At 41.5% G+C, this 18,914-nt stretch carries 15 protein-coding genes; 5 read left to right on the top strand and 10 right to left on the bottom strand.

Annotation, left to right across the window (positions count from 1 at the left end):
- The first annotated feature begins 381 nt into the window (after positions 1–381).
- Positions 382–822, top strand: coding sequence for a universal stress protein (locus JZ787_RS04855; protein WP_004695589.1), 441 nt, complete (start codon positions 382–384; stop codon positions 820–822).
- A gap of 43 nt (positions 823–865) precedes the next feature.
- Here JZ787_RS04855 and JZ787_RS04850 read toward each other — a convergent pair whose 3' ends face one another.
- Together JZ787_RS04850 and JZ787_RS04845 are read right to left on the bottom strand one after the other, a co-directional pair.
- Complete coding sequence (locus JZ787_RS04850; RefSeq protein WP_058870079.1) at positions 866–1,189, bottom strand: MGMT family protein; 324 nt, start codon at positions 1,187–1,189, stop codon at positions 866–868.
- A gap of 114 nt (positions 1,190–1,303) precedes the next feature.
- Positions 1,304–2,803, bottom strand: a complete 1,500-nt coding sequence (locus tag JZ787_RS04845) for a cation:proton antiporter (protein WP_004695584.1) — start codon at positions 2,801–2,803, stop codon at positions 1,304–1,306.
- A 223-nt stretch (positions 2,804–3,026) separates the two neighbouring features.
- Between JZ787_RS04845 and JZ787_RS04840 the strand changes: the two genes are divergently transcribed.
- Positions 3,027–3,584, top strand: coding sequence for a hypothetical protein (locus JZ787_RS04840; protein ID WP_279734909.1), 558 nt, complete (start codon positions 3,027–3,029; stop codon positions 3,582–3,584).
- 54 nt (positions 3,585–3,638) lie between these two features.
- Here the strand turns inward: JZ787_RS04840 and JZ787_RS04835 are convergent, their stop codons facing one another.
- Together JZ787_RS04835 and JZ787_RS04830 are read right to left on the bottom strand one after the other, a co-directional pair.
- Positions 3,639–4,544, bottom strand: coding sequence for a neutral zinc metallopeptidase (locus JZ787_RS04835; protein ID WP_004695581.1), 906 nt, complete (start codon positions 4,542–4,544; stop codon positions 3,639–3,641).
- Positions 4,545–4,585: 41 nt separating this feature from the next.
- Positions 4,586–5,512, bottom strand: coding sequence for a DUF808 domain-containing protein (locus JZ787_RS04830; RefSeq protein ID WP_346311800.1), 927 nt, complete (start codon positions 5,510–5,512; stop codon positions 4,586–4,588).
- A 197-nt stretch (positions 5,513–5,709) separates the two neighbouring features.
- Between JZ787_RS04830 and trpS the strand changes: the two genes are divergently transcribed.
- The 3 genes from trpS (at position 5,710) to JZ787_RS04815 (ending at position 9,587) form a co-directional block, all read left to right on the top strand.
- Positions 5,710–6,723 carry a tryptophan--tRNA ligase gene (trpS, locus tag JZ787_RS04825; RefSeq protein WP_004695576.1) on the top strand — a complete coding sequence of 338 codons (1,014 nt, stop codon included), beginning with the start codon at positions 5,710–5,712 and terminating at the stop codon, positions 6,721–6,723.
- A gap of 461 nt (positions 6,724–7,184) precedes the next feature.
- Positions 7,185–7,829: a YqiJ family protein gene (locus JZ787_RS04820; RefSeq protein WP_005400418.1), complete on the top strand. Its 645-nt coding sequence runs from the start codon at positions 7,185–7,187 to the stop codon at positions 7,827–7,829.
- 45 nt (positions 7,830–7,874) lie between these two features.
- A complete protein-coding gene (locus JZ787_RS04815; RefSeq protein WP_339422338.1) occupies positions 7,875–9,587 on the top strand; it encodes a flotillin family protein in 1,713 nt (570 codons plus the stop codon).
- A gap of 301 nt (positions 9,588–9,888) precedes the next feature.
- On the opposite strand, the gene JZ787_RS04810 is transcribed toward JZ787_RS04815, so the two are convergent.
- The 6 genes from JZ787_RS04810 to JZ787_RS04785 form a co-directional block, all read right to left on the bottom strand.
- Entirely contained in the window at positions 9,889–10,263 is a 375-nt protein-coding gene (locus JZ787_RS04810) for a hypothetical protein (protein WP_346311799.1), read from the bottom strand.
- 368 nt (positions 10,264–10,631) lie between these two features.
- Positions 10,632–11,522, bottom strand: a complete 891-nt coding sequence (gene sucD, locus JZ787_RS04805) for a succinate--CoA ligase subunit alpha (RefSeq protein WP_004982733.1) — start codon at positions 11,520–11,522, stop codon at positions 10,632–10,634.
- An 11-nt stretch (positions 11,523–11,533) separates the two neighbouring features.
- Positions 11,534–12,700, bottom strand: coding sequence for an ADP-forming succinate--CoA ligase subunit beta (sucC, locus tag JZ787_RS04800; protein WP_062033971.1), 1,167 nt, complete (start codon positions 12,698–12,700; stop codon positions 11,534–11,536).
- Between the two features lie 172 nt (positions 12,701–12,872).
- Positions 12,873–14,306, bottom strand: a complete 1,434-nt coding sequence (gene lpdA, locus JZ787_RS04795; protein WP_346311798.1) for a dihydrolipoyl dehydrogenase — start codon at positions 14,304–14,306, stop codon at positions 12,873–12,875.
- 59 nt (positions 14,307–14,365) lie between these two features.
- Positions 14,366–15,580, bottom strand: coding sequence for a 2-oxoglutarate dehydrogenase complex dihydrolipoyllysine-residue succinyltransferase (gene odhB / locus JZ787_RS04790; protein WP_062033969.1), 1,215 nt, complete (start codon positions 15,578–15,580; stop codon positions 14,366–14,368).
- A 16-nt stretch (positions 15,581–15,596) separates the two neighbouring features.
- Complete coding sequence (locus JZ787_RS04785) at positions 15,597–18,419, bottom strand: 2-oxoglutarate dehydrogenase E1 component (protein WP_159152604.1); 2,823 nt, start codon at positions 18,417–18,419, stop codon at positions 15,597–15,599.
- Between the last annotated feature and the right edge of the window lie 495 nt (positions 18,420–18,914).

Raw genomic sequence — 18,914 nt, 5'->3', positions numbered from 1 at the left:
AAATATAACCATCTGAAAAATTTAAGATAGCTTAACATTCTCTAAATTTGTTCGTTGCCAATTCAGTTGATTCGTATCTGTCATCGTATTTATAAAGTAGTAAGTTGTTCATAAATATAAGCTATTTTTTAGGCAAAGCCTATGTTTCTTAAACGCTACATTTACATTCAACTTTAGTGTTAAATTGATTATTATTCACACGCTTTTGTGCTAATTTAGAAGTGAGAAATTAGCATTTCATATGCAAATATCCATATGAATTTACTAGGTTTTATTCTTTAAAAAATACAGCTATTATCAAGATATAAGCTGTATTTAACCCGTGATACATTAGAACAGAAATCTGCACGTATAATCAGTTGATAATAAGGAGAAACAACCATGGCATACCAAAACATTTTAGTCCCTGTAGACGGTTCAGAAACATCATATGCAGCAGTTGCGCAAGCGGCTGAACTTGCTAAAGCATTTGGCGGTAAAATTACAGTCGTTCAAGTACTTGCACTTGACCCTTACATTGCAGCTGAATACATTTCTGCAACTCAAACCAATGACTTAATTGAACGTGCGCGTACTTCAGTTTTGAAAACGCTAGAGGAAGCTGCGGCTAAATTTAGCGATCTGGGCATTCCAGTTGAAGCAAAACTACTTGAAGGTCAGGTGGTGCACCGTGAAATTATCAAAGAAGCAGAAACATCTAAAGCAGACCTGATTGTCATTGGCTCTCATGGCCGCACAGGTTTAAAACGTTTATTCCTAGGTAGTGTTGCACAAAGTGTTTTAGGTGAAGCGCACATTCCTGTTTTAGTTGTTCGCCAGTAATACATCGAGTGCTCTACTTCTACGGAGGTAGAGCATTTCTATTTTAAATATCCCACTGAAACTCTTTCATTTTCACTTTGTCCCCAATCACTAAAATACCTTCCGCCATAAGTAACTGTGCTTGAATGTTCTGTCCCTGATCATTCAGTTTACTTAGGCTAATTTTCCCTTGGGAGTTGATTACCCGATACCAAGGTAAACTACTGTCTGCATCCATATGTTTTAGCACATAGCCTACTAAACGTGCATGTTTGGGAATACCTGCTAAGCGTGCAATTTGTCCATAACTGGCTACCCGCCCATAAGGAATCTGGGCGATCACCTGAAAAATCATCGGTGCCAGTTCTTTGACTATCGATTCCGCCATTTCAAATGTGTCCTGTTCTAACTATTCCATAATGACATCATTATCTGATTCAAATAAACCAGCTCATTCATTCTAAAAAGCCCCAATACAGGGGCTTCTTGATAGAGCAAATCGCTAAAAATTATCAGGACTTTCCAAACGTTTCACTTCCTGAACTCGCTCAGGGTTATGCACCGCAGCAATGCCGTCATCTGCTTTAACATCAATCAATGCTTCAGGTTGATAGACGATAATGGTTTCATAGCCCTGTGCATCTTCACCAATAATGTACTTGAAGCCTTTACGGTTCATTTTATTACACAGACGTTGATACCAACCTTTAAAACCTGTCTTTTCTTCATTCGGGTTGTAGTAAAACGCATTCATTACAGCAGGCAATCCTAGACCACAGACCATACCTGAAAGCAACACGGCGATAAAAGTATAACCAATCAAGATACTGCTGTATTCGCTCAGCTCAGGCACGTTAGCTACCGCTAAGATCAGTGCTAAGGAGATACCTCCACGCACTCCACCCCATGACAAAATCGCTAAACTTCCGTTATAACTTTTCTTACGGAAAGAGGGAAAAAAGGCAAAAGATAAATAGTTCGCTGCAAAACGTGAAGCATGCAGAATAATGAAAGCGACGATGCCGCCAAAAATCAGACTAAAGCTGAGATCTAAAATAAACAGTTCCAAGCCAATTAAGGTGAATAAGAACGAGTTAATAATCCCTTCAACCGTATGCCAAAAATGGTTTACTTCCCGTATTTCGCGTTCTTGTAAAATTTCTTTCCATTTATTCCCCACAATCAAACCACCGATGACGCATGCAATCGGTGCTGAAGCATGGGCAAACAGTGCAACCAAGTACGAACCACAGGCTAAGAGTGCTGTGGTTAAAATGAGAGACTCCATTTCGTGCTTACCACGTAGTAGTCGCAAGATCCCTAAACCAAAGGCCCAACCAATAATGACGGCGACAAAAATTTCATAGAGTAAGGTCTGCAATACCCCCATGACGGTAAAGTTTTCACCTTGTAAGACGTTTAAGAGCGTCATAAATAAGGCAATACACATGGCATCATTAAACAGTGATTCTCCTTCGAGCTTGACCATTAAATGATGGGGTGCACGTACCGAACTGAGTACGCCTTTGATCCCAATCGGGTCCGTTGCACCCAATGCAGCACCCAACAGCAAAAGCACCAATAAATCAACATGCTGTCCAATGATGAACTGATAACCATAGAGCACCACCCCAAAGAACACGGCACACAGAACCAACGCAATACTGGCTAAAATACTGATTGGCTTCCAATAACTACGTAAATCTGAGACTTTGAACTTCAGTGCCGAAGAGGTCAAAATGAAGCAAATCACACCATTGATTAAAAAGTCATAAAAATCAATGTGACGAACCGCTTCTTCAATGTTATGAATATTGATGGTAATAAACTGATTACCACTCAGCAGGCTCGCACCCCACTGTAAAATAAAGACAAAAATGGCGGAAACGATGGGGACGCCAATAGCTTGGGGAAAACCTAAAATACGTTTATTAAAAATAGTCGTTGCAATGGATAATGCAAAAATAACGGTAAAAACTTGTAGAAAAAAATAATTTCCCATTGAACTTCCAAATTGGGCGGTTGGGGAGATGGTGGCTTTCAGTGCTTATCTATGGAATAAAAATTCACTTCATACACATTGATGCTCGAAATATTTTAATCATTTTTCACATCAACGCCCGAAAAAAATAATTTTTTTAACATTTCTCCTGATGATGAATTAACATAGGGCATATGCATGTTTTTTATGCGTGAACGTTCCCTTTGGCCAAGTTTGATCTCCTATGCAATTCACTTTTAAAACCATCTTTCGGATGTTCTTCGCACTGATTATTTTCCTGACCACCTTTGCGTTGTTTCTAACCTGCTTTGCGAAAACCAAAGAAATTTTACAGGCTGAGCAAACTTTTGCCTCAGCCCAAAGTTTTAAAATGAACTCTCGTCCCGATCAAACTCTGGTTCTACTTTCAAACAATAAAGCACCCGATGATCATATTTATTTGCATGTGGCCAATCAGGGTTATATCGCCAAACTCAGCTGTAATCATTATTTAACCGACATTTGTGTAGATGACTACAACGAACAACATACCCGCCAAATTCAGTCAATTGAACTACTCAAAGCAGGGCAATTTAACTATATTCAGCAAGTCAGTTATCTCGATACACGGACACAAAATGTTAAAACATTACGTTATACGCCTGAGCAAATTCAGCAGTTTTACCGTGCGGATATGAGCAACTTAAAATATGTGGTGTTTGGGGTGTTGTTATTTGCCTGTATTGCGTTATATGTGAGTGTCCGTATTGCTCGAAACTTTAAGCAGTTCTTAAACCGATAGAAAGAATTGATTGAAATAAAAAAAGAGGCGATCAATCGCCTCTTTTTTTATGGCTTAAATGGCTTGATTAAAAGTATCACAACTTTCAACTTGCCCCGACTTAAAGCCCGTGCCAAACCAAGTCATACGCTGTTGACTGGTTCCATGGGTAAAGCTATCAGGGACCACTTGCCCTGTTGCCCGTTTTTGTAGGTAATCATCACCAATCTTATGTGCCGCATCCATCGCTTCTTCAACATCGCCTTGCTCTAAGAACTGAGTCCGTTGATTGTTATGATGCGCCCATACTCCTGCTAAACAGTCAGCCTGTAACTCTTGGCGTACCGATAAAGCATTGCCTTGCGCTTTTGAGCCCTGCGCACGAGCCTTTTGCACTTGTTCAGAAATCCCTAAAATGGTCTGAATATGATGTCCAACCTCATGTGCCACTACATAAGCCTGAGCAAAGTCACCCGCTTGATCTTGGCGCGCCAACTCCGTTTGGTTTTGCTCTCCTCCAATACCCATTTGAGTCCGCATGTCTTTAAAGAAAGCGGTGTCGATATACACCTTCTGATCTGCTGGACAGTAAAACGGCCCCATTGCAGACTGAGCAGTACCACAACCAGAATTGATCACCCCTGAAAACATCACCAACTTCGGTGGAACATATTGTTGTCCCAATTGCTGTTGGAAAATTTGACTCCATGTGTCTTCAGTGTCGGCCAGTACCGTACCGACAAAGTCCATCGCTTCCTGCTGATCAGGCGTTGGGTTATCCAAACCTTGAGTTTCTGCCGCTCCAGTTTGTGCGGTCACTTGTTTAGTGGCTTGGTAGGCTTGCTGCGGATCGACTCCTAGAAATTTCCATGCCACAAAGGCCACGATCAGCCCTAAAATACTGATGCCACCCGCCTTGACACCGCCTCCACCGCGGCGATCCTCGACATTGCTACTGACACGACGTCCCTTCCAACGCATAGCACTCTTCCTTCTTCTAATTCATGCTGACCCAATCCAGTTTATGCCTTTTTTGAGCTCGGCCAAACTTTTTTAATCAAGCTCACAATAGCCAATACAATCAAACCAGCCACAAAACCAATCACTAAGTTAATCAATGTTGGGGTTAATGCCCCCACAATGCTTCCCACAGTTGGAATATGTTCAGCATAATCCACTGAACCTTCAGTGAAATGATGCAATAAAGGCACGCCGTGGGAAATAATGCCACCACCCACTAAAAACATCGCGATAGTGCCCACGATGGTTAAGGTCTTCATTAGTTTTGGTGCAAAAGCCAATAAACCACGGCCAATCGTTTGCTTAAATGAAGAGGCTTGCTGAGTTAGATATAGCCCTAAATCATCAATTTTGACAATCATCGCCACAAAACCATACACACCGACGGTCATTAAAATGGCAATTACAGACAACACCATGACTTTGGTTGAAAAAGTTGCAGCAGCCACAGTCCCCAGTGAAATCACCACAATTTCTGCCGACAAAATAAAGTCGGTGCGAATCGCGCCTTTGACTTTATCTTTTTCAAAAGTCGCCATATCTGTTTCAATCGCAGTTAATTCTTGGCTGGCTTCTTCTTTGGTTTTGGCTTTTTTGTGATGCAAACTATGTAGGACTTTTTCTACCCCTTCATAACATAGAAATAAACCACCAATCATTAACAGTGGTGTGATCAGCCACGGCGCAACTACACTAATCAACAGCGCCGCAGGGACTAAAATCAATTTATTAACAAAAGACCCTTTTGCCACAGCCCAAACCACAGGCAGCTCACGGTCAGTACGAACCCCACTCACCTGTTGTGCATTGAGTGCTAAATCATCTCCCAAAACACCCGCCGTTTTTTTTGCCGCCATCTTACTCATGACCGCAACGTCATCTAATATCGTGGCAATATCATCTAGTAATATTAATAAGCTACTCGCCATTTATTTTTATCCATCTTGAGAATTTTGACATTTTAATCTGTGATCTAAGCTTTTGAATATTTGTTTTTTGAAATTTAACTGATTTTATAATTTTTTCACTGCAGTTTTTTTAAGACTGACATTGAAAAAGATTATGCCGTACAATGTCTGCATTCTTTGAAAATAGCATGTCGCTACGACGACTTTGGAAATAGATAATGAGTAATCAAGACAACCGTCCTGTTATTTTGACAGGCGACCGTCCAACGGGACAACTTCATTTAGGGCACTTTGTCGGATCTTTACGTTCACGTGTGGGTTTGCAGGATTCACACCATCAGCATTTATTATTGGCCGATGCGCAAGCCTTTACTGACAATGCAGATAACTTTGAAAAAGTTCGCCGCAATATTCTTGAAGTTGCCACAGATTACTTAGCAGTCGGGATCGACCCAACCAAAACCACCATTTGCGTGCAGTCGAGCTTACCTGCGCTGAATGAACTCACCATGTTGTATCTCAACTTTGTGACCGTGTCTCGTTTAGAACGTAACCCAACCATTAAGTCTGAAATTCAGATGCGTGGTTTCGAACGAGATATTCCAGCGGGTTTCTTATGCTACCCCGTCGCACAAGCAGCAGATATCACCGCATTTAAAGCAACGGTTGTACCTGTGGGTGAAGACCAGATTCCAATGATCGAACAGACCAATGAAATCGTACGCCGCTTAAACCGTCAGATTGGTCAGGAATTACTACCTGAGTGTAAGGCTCTGCTTTCCAATATGAGCCGTTTACCCGGCTTTGATGGTAAAGCCAAAATGTCGAAATCTTTAGGCAATACCATTGTGTTGGATGCAACAGATAAAGACATTAAAAAAGCAGTTAATGCGATGTACACCGACCCGAACCACCTGCGTGTTGAAGACCCAGGTCAGGTTGAAGGTAATATCGTATTTACGTATTTAGATGCGTTTGATCCAAACAAAGAAGAAGTTGAAGAACTGAAAGCACATTACCGCCGTGGCGGTTTAGGCGATGGTACGGTGAAAAAACGTCTTGAAGGCGTATTGAAAGAGCTGATCACGCCAATTCGTGAACGTCGTATGGAACTTGCGAAAGATCCTGATTACATCATGGATATTTTGAAGACTGGTACAGACAAATGTCGTGATATTACTCAACAGACTCTAGATGAAGTTAAATCGGGTTTAGGGGTGTTTCATTTCTAATCCGTTCTTAAACTAAAGCGCATATTTAAGCCTTTCTCACTGAGAAAGGCTTTTTTTGATCACTAAACAAACAAAAATAAGCCACATGCATCTCAAAAACTGACATTTAGTGTCGTTTGTTAACCTAAATTTACAGTAATTAACGTGAATACTCATGAAATAAGAATGCACAGCCCTTATGATAAGTCCATAGCTTAGATTAACCCTGAGATATAACGTTTCTCCTTTTTACCGAAACTGTGTAACAACAGATTCGTAGTTCTACGCAATGAATACCCCAATCATTGCGTATTTTTTTTGCCTAAAATTTGTCAAATCACAATTAAACCGCTCTCTCTTTACGTGCCAACAAACTTAGACATTCTGTTTTTTGAATGCTATGCTAAAGCCCAATTTCAATACAATTCTTTTTAAAAATTTACACTTAACTGATAACAGCATAAAAATAGAGAACCTTTAGAATGTGGGAATTATTTACTCACCCATCCAATTTAATTTTTAGTATTTGTCTCAGTCTGATGTTTTTGTTGGGACTGCTCGAATTGATTTTATTGGTATTAGGGGGCGGCTCACAAGGCCTACTTGACCAATTTCTACCTGATGACCTAGGCAGTACTAAAGACGTCGACATTGCACTAGATGCCGATCAAGGTTGGCTCAATGCCCTGCTGGATTGGTTGTTTATCGGCCGTGTCCCTCTTTTAGTCTGGCTGATTATCTTCCTCACTCTATATAGCTTAAGTGGCTTTATTCTACAGTCCATTCTTCAAACTTGGACGGGAAGCTATTGGAGTGCATGGATCATGGCACCACTTTGCCTCATACTTTCGATGCCTATGATTCGTTACAGCGCCATGCTGATTGCTAGAATTTTGCCACAAGATGAAACCACAGCAATTTACAGTGAAGAGCTGATTGGACGAACAGCACTGATTATTTTAGGTGAGGCTAAAGTCAACTCACCGGCTCAAGCACGAGTTCAAGATCAGTTCGGGCAAACGCATTATGTACTGGTTGAACCTGAAACAGACCTTCATTTTTCTCAAGGTCAAGAAGTCATTTTGACTCAAAAAACCAAGATTGGCTTTAAAGCCATTTCACTTTAATTCTTTCATTTTGTACTTATAACTTTAAATAAAATCGGGACCCTTATGCTCAGCAACAATTTCTATAACATTCTTATTCTTGCAGGGATTATCTTTGCAGCTCTGGTTATTATCGGCATTATTATTGCCCGTCTGTACCGTCGTTCCAGCAAAGAAATCTCTTTCGTACGTACCGGTTTTGGCGGCGAAAAAGTCATTTTAGGTGGAGGTGCAATTGTACTGCCTGTATTACATGAAATTATTCCTGTCAACATGAACACGCTACGTTTAGAGGTTCGCCGTGCTGATGATCAAGCGCTCATTACCCGAGACCGTATGCGCGTCGATGTCATGGCGGAATTCTATGTCCGTGTGAAACCACTAGCAGAATCAATTGCAGTTGCCGCACAGACTTTGGGACAAAAAACCATGTCTCCAAATGAGTTGAAGAACCTTGTGGAGGGTAAATTTGTCGATTCCTTGCGTGCAGTCGCTGCTGAAATGGCGATGGAAGAGTTACATGAAAAGCGCGTGGACTTCGTACAAAAAGTACAACAAGTGGTGTCTGAAGACTTACATAAAAATGGTCTAGAGCTTGAAACTGTATCTTTAACAGGTTTAGACCAAACAGGTTTCAAATACTTTAATCCTCAAAATGCATTCGATGCCGAAGGTTTAACCAAGCTGACCGAAACAATTGAAGACCGTCGTCGTAAACGTAATCACATTGAGCAAGACGCTGACCTTGCCATTAAGACCAAAAACTTAGAAGCAGAACAAGCTCGCCTACAAATCATTCGCGAAGAAGAATACGCCAAACTTCAACAAGAGCGTGAAATTGCAATTCGCCGTGCAGAACAATTGGCTGAAATTGCCTCTCAAGAAGCAGAGAAAAAACGTGAAGCAGAAGAAGCACGTATTGCAGCTGAGCGTGAAGTCGAGTTAAAGCGTATTGGTGCAGCACGTGATGTGGAAAGCCAAAACATTCAAAAATCACAAATTATTGAACAAGCACAGGTTGAACAAAAGAAAACCATCGAGCTGGCGGAACAGTCACGTGCCATTGCAATTGCTGAAAAGTCGCGCGAAGAGTCTGAAGCCAAAGCTTCTGCTGACCGTGCACGTGCTGAGGCGGTTAAAGCCGAAGAAGAAGTGATTACCGTACGTGAAACACAGCGTGCTGAGCGTCAAAAAGCTGTTGAATTGGTTGCAGCGAAGCAAGCTGCAGAAAAAGATGCAATTGCGATTACGGTTGCAGCAGAAGCAGGCAAACAAGCCGCTGCCGATGATGCCGAAGCCGTTCGTATTGCAGCGGAAGCTCAAGCCGAACAAGCTCGCTTAAAAGCCAAAGGTGAAGCGGATGCCAAAATACTGTTGGCTCAAGCAATGGAAAAACAATACCAAGTCGACGCAGATGGTACACGTGCGGTGAATGAGGCCAACAACGTCTTATCTCCAGAGCAAGTCGAAATGCAAATTCGCCTAGCATTGTTAAAATACTTACCTGAAATCATTCGTGAAAGTGTTAAACCAATGGAAAATATTGATGACATCAAAATTCTACAGGTCAATGGTTTAGGTAATGTCGGCTCAGCCACAACTGGAGGTGATGGTGTGGAATCTTCACAAGTTGCTTTGTCTGATCAAGTGGTGAATAGTGCGCTACGCTATCGTACCCAAGCGCCATTAATTGATAGCTTAATGAATGAACTGGGAATTCAAGGCGGCGACATCAATGGTTTAACTCAAAGCTTAAAACCGCAAAGCAAAGCTCAATAGTAATTAGACTTACAAGCAAAAAAACGCGATGATCTGTCGCGTTTTTTATCATCTACTTTAATATTCAACTTTCAATAAAATACACATTTAAGCTGTTAAAACGATAAACCTAAGAATTCACTCAGCACAGTAAGCCTATCATCTATTATAAAAATTTAAGTTAGTTTAGCTTGGTAATCGATTCGCCGACCATCAGAAAAGTCCAAAAAGTAATATGAACATCCTAGACGCTACAATTGAGTGAAAACATTCTAAACAGTAATGAAAAAAACTTTTTAATGAATAAATAGAATTAAGCTATTTAGTGCAAACGTACCCAAAAGAAACGAATCAATTGCCCACGATCATAAGGAAAATTTGAAAGGTACTCATATCCAACTTTATTTCTTTTATTAACTTTAATTTCGATACCATACCCGAATGAAATACTGAGTACATCCAAGTCTGAACTGTGAAACTCCCCTGTCCCTAATTTATGGCTCAAACCATCAGAGTTGTAGGCCGAGTAGTTAAATACACGAATATATTCATTCTCATAAAAATCATTATTGATCAATGTATAATCGTTTTCCTCTTCCTCATGTTGTGCAGCTAACTGCTGATAATGGTGGAAGATATCATCACTCAAAGACTCTGCCAAATAGACATCTTCATTTTCAGCATAAGCGCTATTCATCGCCAATCCGAATAAGAATAAGCAGCGGAAAAATAATAAATGAATCGGCTTCAACATCTGCAATACTATGTCTTCAAAAGAATTATTTTAATTATGAATATAGCATAGTCCTCTATAGAAACAGTGCTCACTAAATATTTATCGATACTCAGATTGGTAGGTACATAGCAAATCTTGCTCTAATTTCACCATTTTATCTTTTGTTCAGTATGGCTTTTTCAATGCGGCAGAATATAATTTTCAACAGGGATTAAGTTACTTTAAACCCTCATATTATTTTTTGTCTTAGAGCAAACCAAAATACTCCCCACAAAAAAGCCGCATGTGCAATTAACACCTACGGCTTTTTCCTTTAAAATATAAAAAGCTTAAACTAAACCTTTGTCCTTTAAAAGTTGGAACATCGTTGAACCGAGTTCTGCTGGGCTACGTGTATACGCCATCCCCGCCTTTTCAAATGCTGCAAACTTTTCTTCTGCAGTACCTTTACCACCAGAAATAATTGCTCCCGCATGTCCCATACGCTTGCCTTTCGGTGCTGTTACACCTGCAATATAACCCACCACAGGTTTAGTCACATGCGATTGAATATATTCAGCTGCTTCTTCTTCAGCCGTACCACCAATCTCACCAATCATGATTATCGCTTCAGTTTGCGGATCTTCTTGGAACAGTTTCAAACAATCAATTTGGTTCATGCCCGGAATTGGATCACCACCAATACCAATACAGGTTGATTGTCCTAAGCCCAGTTTTGTCGTTTGAGCAACCGCCTCATAAGTCAACGTACCTGAACGCGAGATAATACCAATTTTACCCGGTTGGTGAATATGACCCGGCATAATCCCAATCTTACATTCACCCGGAGTAATAATACCCGGACAGTTTGGACCAATCAGACGCGTACCATTACCATTGGTTTCAAGATAACGCTTAGCTTTGAGCATGTCTAAAGTTGGCACGCCTTCTGTGATGACCACAATCAGTCCAACACCTGAATCCACTGCCTCAATAATTGAATCTAATACAAACGGTGCTGGCACATAAATCACAGTCGCATCTGCGCCTGTGCCTGCAACTGCATCTTTCATGGTGTTAAATACAGGTAAATCTAGATGAGTTGTGCCACCTTTACCAGGAGTTACCCCGCCAACGACTTTAGTTCCATAATCTAGTGCTTGTGCTGAGTGAAATGTACCGTTTTTACCTGTAAAACCTTGTACCAATACTTTGGTGTCTTTATTAATTAATACGCTCATATTGATACTCCTTACGCTTTTACTGCAGCAACAATTTTTTCTGCGGCATCCGATAAGCCATTTGCAGAAATAAGTTTTAAACCTGATTCATCAAGTAATTTGGCACCCAATTCAGCATTGTTCCCTTCTAAACGAACAACCACAGGTACGGTCACATTTACTTCTTGAACCGCTGCAATAATTGCTTCAGCAATCATGTCACAACGTACAATTCCACCGAAGATATTAATCAATACCCCTTGTACAGAGGTATCTGCCAGAATAATTTTAAACGCTTCAATCACGCGGTCTTTGGTTGCACCACCACCGACATCAAGGAAGTTCGCAGGTTGGCCACCATAGAGTTTAATAATATCCATGGTTGCCATCGCAAGGCCAGCACCATTAACCATACAGCCAATATTGCCTTCAAGCGCGACGTAGTTAAGGTCAAATTCAGACGCTTTTAACTCACGTTCATTTTCCTGTGACTTATCGCGCAGCGCAGCAATTTCTGGTAAACGATAGAGCGCGTTGGAGTCGATCCCCACTTTGGCATCGACACATAGGATGTCACCATTTTCACGCACAGATAGCGGGTTAATCTCAAATAAAGCAAAGTCATTTTCAATGAATGCTTGATACGCAGCAGACATGACTTTCACAAATTGATTTACTTGACCATCTTTAAGGTTCAACTTAAATGCAACTTCACGTGCTTGAAATGGCAATAAGCCAACCAAAGGATCGACTTCAACTTTGATAATTTTTTCTGGGGTTTCTTCAGCAACCTTTTCAATTTCAACGCCACCTTCGGTTGAAGCCATAAAGGTCACACGACGACTTGAGCGGTCAACCACTGCACCTAAATACAGTTCACGCTCTACAGGATAAACATCTTCCGCGACAAGTACGCTATTTACAGGTTGGCCATGGCTATCGGTTTGATAGGTAACAAGGTTGGTCCCGATGATGCTTTTTGCATATTCAGCAGCTTCCGTTGCTGACTTTACAACTTTTACGCCACCCGCCTTACCACGACCACCCGCATGCACTTGGGCTTTCATGACAGCAAATTTTCCGCCTATTTGATCAAAGGCTTTTACTGCTTCGTCTGGAGTGGTGGCAAGTACGCCCTCTTGGACAGGCATACCATATTTTTTTAATAGCGCTTTAGCTTGATATTCATGTAAATTCATCGACTAACCTTTTTATTACTGCTTATTTACTTTTTGTTGCACCGAAACTGGTTACTATCACAGTAACCATTTTGGATTTTTAAAACTTCTTGTCTTTATTTTTAGATGATTCTTCATGAGAAGACAACACCTGAAACAAAAAAGAGCGACCGTAGTCGCTCTTTTCGTTGTCTTATTTGCGTTTACGCTGGATTGCGTGAATCGCTCGACCATCCACTGCAAGTGCAGCTTCATGAACCACTTCAGAGAATGTTGGGTGACCGAAAGTCATCAACTGTAGATCTTCAACCGAAGATACAAACTCAAGTGCAATCATACCTTGGTGTACGATGTCAGACGCAGCAGGCCCAATCACGTGCATACCCAGTAAACGGTCAGTTTTTGCATCAGCAACAAACTTCACGAAACCTGCACCTTCACCCGCAGCTAAAGCACGACCATTGACAGCAAAACCGAATTGACCTGTTTTAACTTCATGGCCTTTTTCTTTGGCTTGCTCTTCAGTTAAACCAACCCACGCTGCTTCTGGATGTGTGTAGATCACAGAAATGATTGTGTCATAGTTCACTTGAGCTACATGACCGTGAATACGTTCAACAGCCATTACACCTTCTTCCATCGCTTTATGCGCAAGCATTGGACCACGAACCAAGTCACCAATTGCATATACGCCGTCAACAGACGTCGCACACCAATCATTCACTTCAACTAAACCGCGTTCAGTGAGTTTGATACCGCAGTCATCTGCCAACAAGCCTTCAGCATACGCACGACGGCCTACACAAACAATCAACTTATCAAATGCTTGAGTTTTTTCTTCGCCGCCTTGAGTATATTTAACAGTGACTCCAGAACCATTAACTTCTGTGCCTGCAACTTTAGCGCCAACACGGATATCAAGACCTTGTTTCGTCAAAAGTTTTTGGTAGTCTTTCGCCAATGCTTTATCAGCCATTGGTAAGAATGCATCCATTGCTTCAAATACAACAACTTCCGCACCTAGACGACGCCATACTGAACCAAGCTCAAGACCAATTACACCCGCACCAATGACACCTAAACGCTTAGGTACTTCTTGAAACTCAAGTGCGCCTGTAGAGTCAACAATAATGTCTTGATCTACTGGAGCTACAGGAATGTTTACAGGAACAGAACCCGTTGCAAGAATCACATATTTAGGCTCTAAAATTTGAGTTTCACCTTCGTGAGATACAAACTCAACTTTTTTGCCTGCAAGTAATTTACCTGTACCCTTTAACCACTCAATACCATTACCTTTAAGTAATTGGTCAATACCGCCAGTTAATTGGTCAACGATTTTGTCTTTACGCGCAAGGAGTTTAGGCAAATCAAAGTTCACCTCACCTGTTGTAATACCGTGATCAGCTAAGTGATGCACTGTATCTTCGTAGCGGTGAGAAGAATCAAGTAAAGCTTTAGAAGGAATACAACCCACGTTTAAGCAAGTACCACCTAAAGATGGTTTGCCTTTGTGAATACGTTTTTCGATACAAGCAACTTTAAAACCTAATTGCGCTGCACGAATCGCTGCTTCATAGCCACCTGGGCCACCGCCAATTACAACAAGATCAAATTGTTGAGACATTTTTATCTCCAAAAATGGGCTTAGAGGATAGCTCTAAGCCCATGTTTTATTCTTTAGAATTAAAGGTCAAGGATCAATTTAGCTGGTTCTTCTAACAATTCTTTGATTGTTACCAAGAAACCAACTGCTTCTTTACCATCAATTAAACGGTGGTCATAAGAAAGCGCTAAATACATCATCGGTAAGATTTCTACTTGACCGTTTACAGCCATTGGACGCTCTTGGATTTTATGCATACCCAAAATCGCAGTTTGTGGTGTATTCAAAATCGGAGTCGACAACAATGAACCGAAAGTACCACCGTTAGTAATGGTGAATGTACCGCCAGTCATGTCTTCGATGCCCAATTTGCCATCACGTGCTTTGTAAGCAAAGTCACGGATACCATTTTCAACTTCAGCATAGTTCATGCGATCTGTATCACGAAGTACAGGTACAACTAGACCACGCTCAGAAGATACTGCTACACCGATGTCATAGTAACCGTGGTAAACAATGTCATCACCGTCAATTGAAGCATTAACTGCTGGGTAGCGTTTAAGCGCTTCAGTTGCCGCTTTAACAAAGAAAGACATAAAGCCAAGACGCGCACCGTGACGCTTCTCAAATGCGTCTTTGTATTGAGCACGCATTTCCATGATTGGCTTCATGTTCACTTCGTTAAACGTTGTCAACATTGCAGTTTCTTGCGTTGCAGCAAGTAGACGCTCTGCAACACGCTTACGAAGACGTGTCATAGGAACACGCTTTTCAACACGCTCACCCACAGCAACACTTAATGGTGCTGCAGCTGGAGCTGCTGGTTTAGTTTGGTGATTTGCTACATCTTCTTTTGTGATGCGACCACCACGGCCTGTACCTGCAACATCAGCAGCTGGAATGCCAGACTCAGTCAATGCTTTACGCACAGCAGGCGCTTGATCAGCAACTTGAGCACGTTCAACGACTGGTGCAGCACCCGCTTCAGTTTGAGTAACTGCTTGTTCTACTTTCGCTTCAGACTGAACTGCTTCAGTTTGCGCAGCGCCAGATACAGCACCTTCTTCAAACTGTGCAATCACTTCATTTGAAAGAACTGTGTCACCTTCACCTTTAATGATCGATGCAATTGTACCGTCAGCAGGAGCAACAACTTCTAAAACAACTTTATCTGTTTCAATATCACAGATCACTTCATCACGTGATACTGCTTCACCTGGTTGTTTGTGCCAAGTTGCGATTGTTCCATCCGCAACTGACTCAGGGAATACCGGTGCTTTAATTTCGGTTGCCATTACTAAGAATCTCCTGTTATTCAGCTACGATCGCTAAAGCGTCATTTACGAGCTGAGCTTGTTGTTTTGCATGCAAATATGGTGAACCACAAGCCGGTGCAGCAGAAGCTTCACGACCTGCATAACTGATACGTACTGGTTTAGCCGACTTCATTACATCATCATATAGACGAGGAGCAATAAATAACCAAGCACCTTGGTTCTTCGGCTCTTCTTGCGTCCAAACAATGTCTTTCACATTTGGATATTGAGCAAGAACTTCAGCAATACGTTGTTCAGGGTATGGATACAATTGTTCAATACGAACGATTGCAGTGTTATTCAACTCTTGCTCACGACGTTTCTCAAGCAAGTCATAGTAAACCTTACCACCACAAAGCACTAAACGTGTTACGTCTGCTTTGTTGATGTTGTCGATTTCATCAATCACAGTTTGGAATGTACCATTTGCAAGTTCACTTAAAGTAGACGTTGCAAGCTTGTGACGAAGTAAAGACTTCGGTGACATGATGATCATTGGCTTACGAATTGGGCGAATCGCTTGACGACGTAAAGCATGGAAAATCTGTGCAGGCGTAGTCGGTGTCATCACTTGCATGTTGTCTTCAGCACATAGCTGTAAGAAACGTTCTAAACGTGCAGATGAGTGCTCTGGACCTTGACCTTCAAAACCGTGAGGAAGAAGTAAGGTTAAACCACACACACGTTCCCACTTGGTTTCACCTGATGCGATGAACTGATCGATTACCACCTGTGCACAGTTTGCGAAGTCACCAAATTGTGCTTCCCAAATGATCAAACTCTTAGGCAGAGTCGTTGCATAACCATACTCAAAACCTAACACCGCCATTTCAGACAACAATGAGTCATAAATAGCAGTACGTGGTTGATTTTCTTTGATATGGCAAAGTGGAATGTACGTTGAACCATCCACTTGGTTATGCAGTTTTGCATGACGGTGTGAGAAGGTACCACGACCTACATCTTCACCAGTCAAACGAACCAAATAGCCATCATCTAAAATAGATGCATAAGCCAAAGTTTCTGCAGCACCCCAGTTCAATGGAATTTCGCCAGTTTGCATTTTTAAGCGATCATCAATCACTTTTGCAACTTGACGCTGCATCACAAAACCTTCAGGAAGCTCGCGCATTTTGCGACCAAGCTCTTTTAAGCGATCTTCAGAACATGTTGTATCCCATACGTCTGTATAGTCATGTCCTAAGTACGGTGCCCAATCTACAAACATTTTTGTATTTGGTTCAAGTACCAATGCATTTGCAACGTGCTTACCTGCTTCTAAATCAGCACGGTAGTCTTCAACCATTTGATCTGCTTTAGCACGGTCTAATACGCTTTCTTGAACCAATTGGTCTGCATACAGCGCACGCGTTGTCGTTTTCTTGTTGATGACTTGATACATCATTGGCTGAGTTGCAGCTGGCTCGTCCGCTTCGTTGTGACCACGGCGGCGGTAACAGAACATGTCAATGACAACGTCTTTACGGAAAGTATGACGGAAGTCATGTGCCAATTGCGCAACAAACAATACTGATTCAGGATCATCACCGTTCACATGGAAAATCGGTGCTTGGATCATTTTCGCGATGTCCGTACAGTATTCTGTAGAACGCGCATCACGTGGATCAGACGTTGTGAAACCAACTTGGTTATTCACCACAATATGAACCGTGCCACCCACTGTATAGCCACGTGTTTGTGACATTTGGAAGGTTTCTTGGTTAACACCTTGACCTGCAAATGCAGCATCACCATGAACAATTACTGGCAATACGTCATCACCACCAATGTCTTTACGACGAACTTGACGTGCACGTACTGAGCCTTCAACCACAGGGCCAACGATTTCTAAGTGTGATGGGTTAAACGCCAATGCCAAGTGAACTTCACCACCTGGAGTCATTACGTTTGAAGAGAAACCTTGGTGGTATTTAACGTCACCAGAACCTTTTTTATGTAAGCTCTTACCTTCAAACTCACCAAATAGGTCTGCTGGGTTTTTACCCATGATGTTTACAAGAAGGTTTAAACGACCACGGTGCGGCATACCAATGACCACTTCTTTACAACCTACAGAACCTGCACGTTGAATCAAAGCATCAACCATTGGAATGAAAGATTCACCACCTTCCACGCCAAAACGTTTTGCACCAACGTATTTATTGCCTAGGAACTTTTCTAGGCCTTCAGCCGCAGTTAAACGCTCTAATACGTGTTTTTTCTGTTCTGCAGTGAAGTTAAATTGACCACGTGCACCTTCAAGGCGTTGTTGAATCCAACGTTTTTCTTTGGTATCAACAATGTGCATGTATTCTGCACCAATTGAAGCACAGTACGTTGCTTCCATGGCTTGAACCATTTCACCTAGAGTTGCTTCGTCTTTACCAATCAAAAGATTACCTGTATTGAATACAGTGTCTAAATCAGATTGGGTTAAGCCATGTGCAGCAAGGTCAAGATCTGGCACGATTTCACGTTTTGCCAAACCTAAAGGATCAAGCTTCGCTTTTTGGTGACCGCGGTTACGGTACGCTGCGATTAGTTGTAGTACGCCAATTTGACGACGTTCATGTTCTGTACTAACAGAACTTTGTACCACTGCTTGAACACGACTTGAATTACGACCTAGTAATAAGAATTGCTCACGTACATTGCTGTGTGGTTGATCACCTTTCGGGTATTTATCGAAGTATGCACGCCAGTCAGCTTCTACTGAGTCTGGTGCAGCCAAGTACTGCTCATAAAGTTCTTCAATATACGCTGCACTATCAGCGGAAAGTTCAGTGTCAAGACGCAATGCGTCAGCAACTTCTTGCATTTGTGGACCCATTTCCTATTGCAAAAACATTTCAGGATGCTTTTTAAGCGAACCCATGATTAGTAATGTCAAATTGGTAACATGACATTAGTCCCCATAAGGCGGATGCCATGAGGCGTTATCACTACATTAGAATTACCCAATGTGACAATGAATCATAACGCCCTCAGCGGCATCATCACTCATTCATACCCGGCCAAAACCGAGCAATTTTTTGCAAATCGACTTAGAAAAAATAAGGCATTGCATTATTTTTTCTAAAGCGACTAACCCTTCATTTATACTCGCTCTAATGCGGCTTAAATGTTGAATTAATGTACATATTTAGCGCGCATTTTTTAAATATAAACGTGCAAAAATTTTAACATACTCCCCATATTTCAATTGATTTTTTTGACACATACCTTTCATAAATTGGCGAAATACACATATCAAAATATCATCTAATATATGGTGCTTTAAATAAAACTGAGTTTCAACGTAGACCAAAGTCTA

The organism is Acinetobacter sp. BWR-L5, from assembly GCF_039655985.1.
In the GTDB taxonomy this organism is placed as follows: domain Bacteria; phylum Pseudomonadota; class Gammaproteobacteria; order Pseudomonadales; family Moraxellaceae; genus Acinetobacter; species Acinetobacter johnsonii.
The sequence above is the reverse complement of the archived record's forward strand: the minus strand, read 5'-3'. Positions and strand labels throughout refer to the sequence as shown.

Bases quoted from the DNA above. Each gene is read 5' to 3' on its own strand.
- JZ787_RS04855 (WP_004695589.1), top strand. From the start codon at position 382: ATGGCATACCAAAACATTTTAGTCCCTGTAGACGGTTCAGAAACATCA.
- JZ787_RS04850 (WP_058870079.1), bottom strand. From the start codon at position 1,189: ATGGCGGAATCGATAGTCAAAGAACTGGCACCGATGATTTTTCAGGTG.
- JZ787_RS04845 (WP_004695584.1), bottom strand. From the start codon at position 2,803: ATGGGAAATTATTTTTTTCTACAAGTTTTTACCGTTATTTTTGCATTA.
- JZ787_RS04840 (WP_279734909.1), top strand. From the start codon at position 3,027: ATGCAATTCACTTTTAAAACCATCTTTCGGATGTTCTTCGCACTGATT.
- JZ787_RS04835 (WP_004695581.1), bottom strand. From the start codon at position 4,544: ATGCGTTGGAAGGGACGTCGTGTCAGTAGCAATGTCGAGGATCGCCGC.
- JZ787_RS04830 (WP_346311800.1), bottom strand. From the start codon at position 5,512: ATGGCGAGTAGCTTATTAATATTACTAGATGATATTGCCACGATATTA.
- trpS (WP_004695576.1), top strand. From the start codon at position 5,710: ATGAGTAATCAAGACAACCGTCCTGTTATTTTGACAGGCGACCGTCCA.
- JZ787_RS04820 (WP_005400418.1), top strand. From the start codon at position 7,185: ATGTGGGAATTATTTACTCACCCATCCAATTTAATTTTTAGTATTTGT.
- JZ787_RS04815 (WP_339422338.1), top strand. From the start codon at position 7,875: ATGCTCAGCAACAATTTCTATAACATTCTTATTCTTGCAGGGATTATC.
- JZ787_RS04810 (WP_346311799.1), bottom strand. From the start codon at position 10,263: ATGAATAGCGCTTATGCTGAAAATGAAGATGTCTATTTGGCAGAGTCT.
- sucD (WP_004982733.1), bottom strand. From the start codon at position 11,522: ATGAGCGTATTAATTAATAAAGACACCAAAGTATTGGTACAAGGTTTT.
- sucC (WP_062033971.1), bottom strand. From the start codon at position 12,700: ATGAATTTACATGAATATCAAGCTAAAGCGCTATTAAAAAAATATGGT.
- lpdA (WP_346311798.1), bottom strand. From the start codon at position 14,306: ATGTCTCAACAATTTGATCTTGTTGTAATTGGCGGTGGCCCAGGTGGC.
- odhB (WP_062033969.1), bottom strand. From the start codon at position 15,580: ATGGCAACCGAAATTAAAGCACCGGTATTCCCTGAGTCAGTTGCGGAT.
- JZ787_RS04785 (WP_159152604.1), bottom strand. From the start codon at position 18,419: ATGCAAGAAGTTGCTGACGCATTGCGTCTTGACACTGAACTTTCCGCT.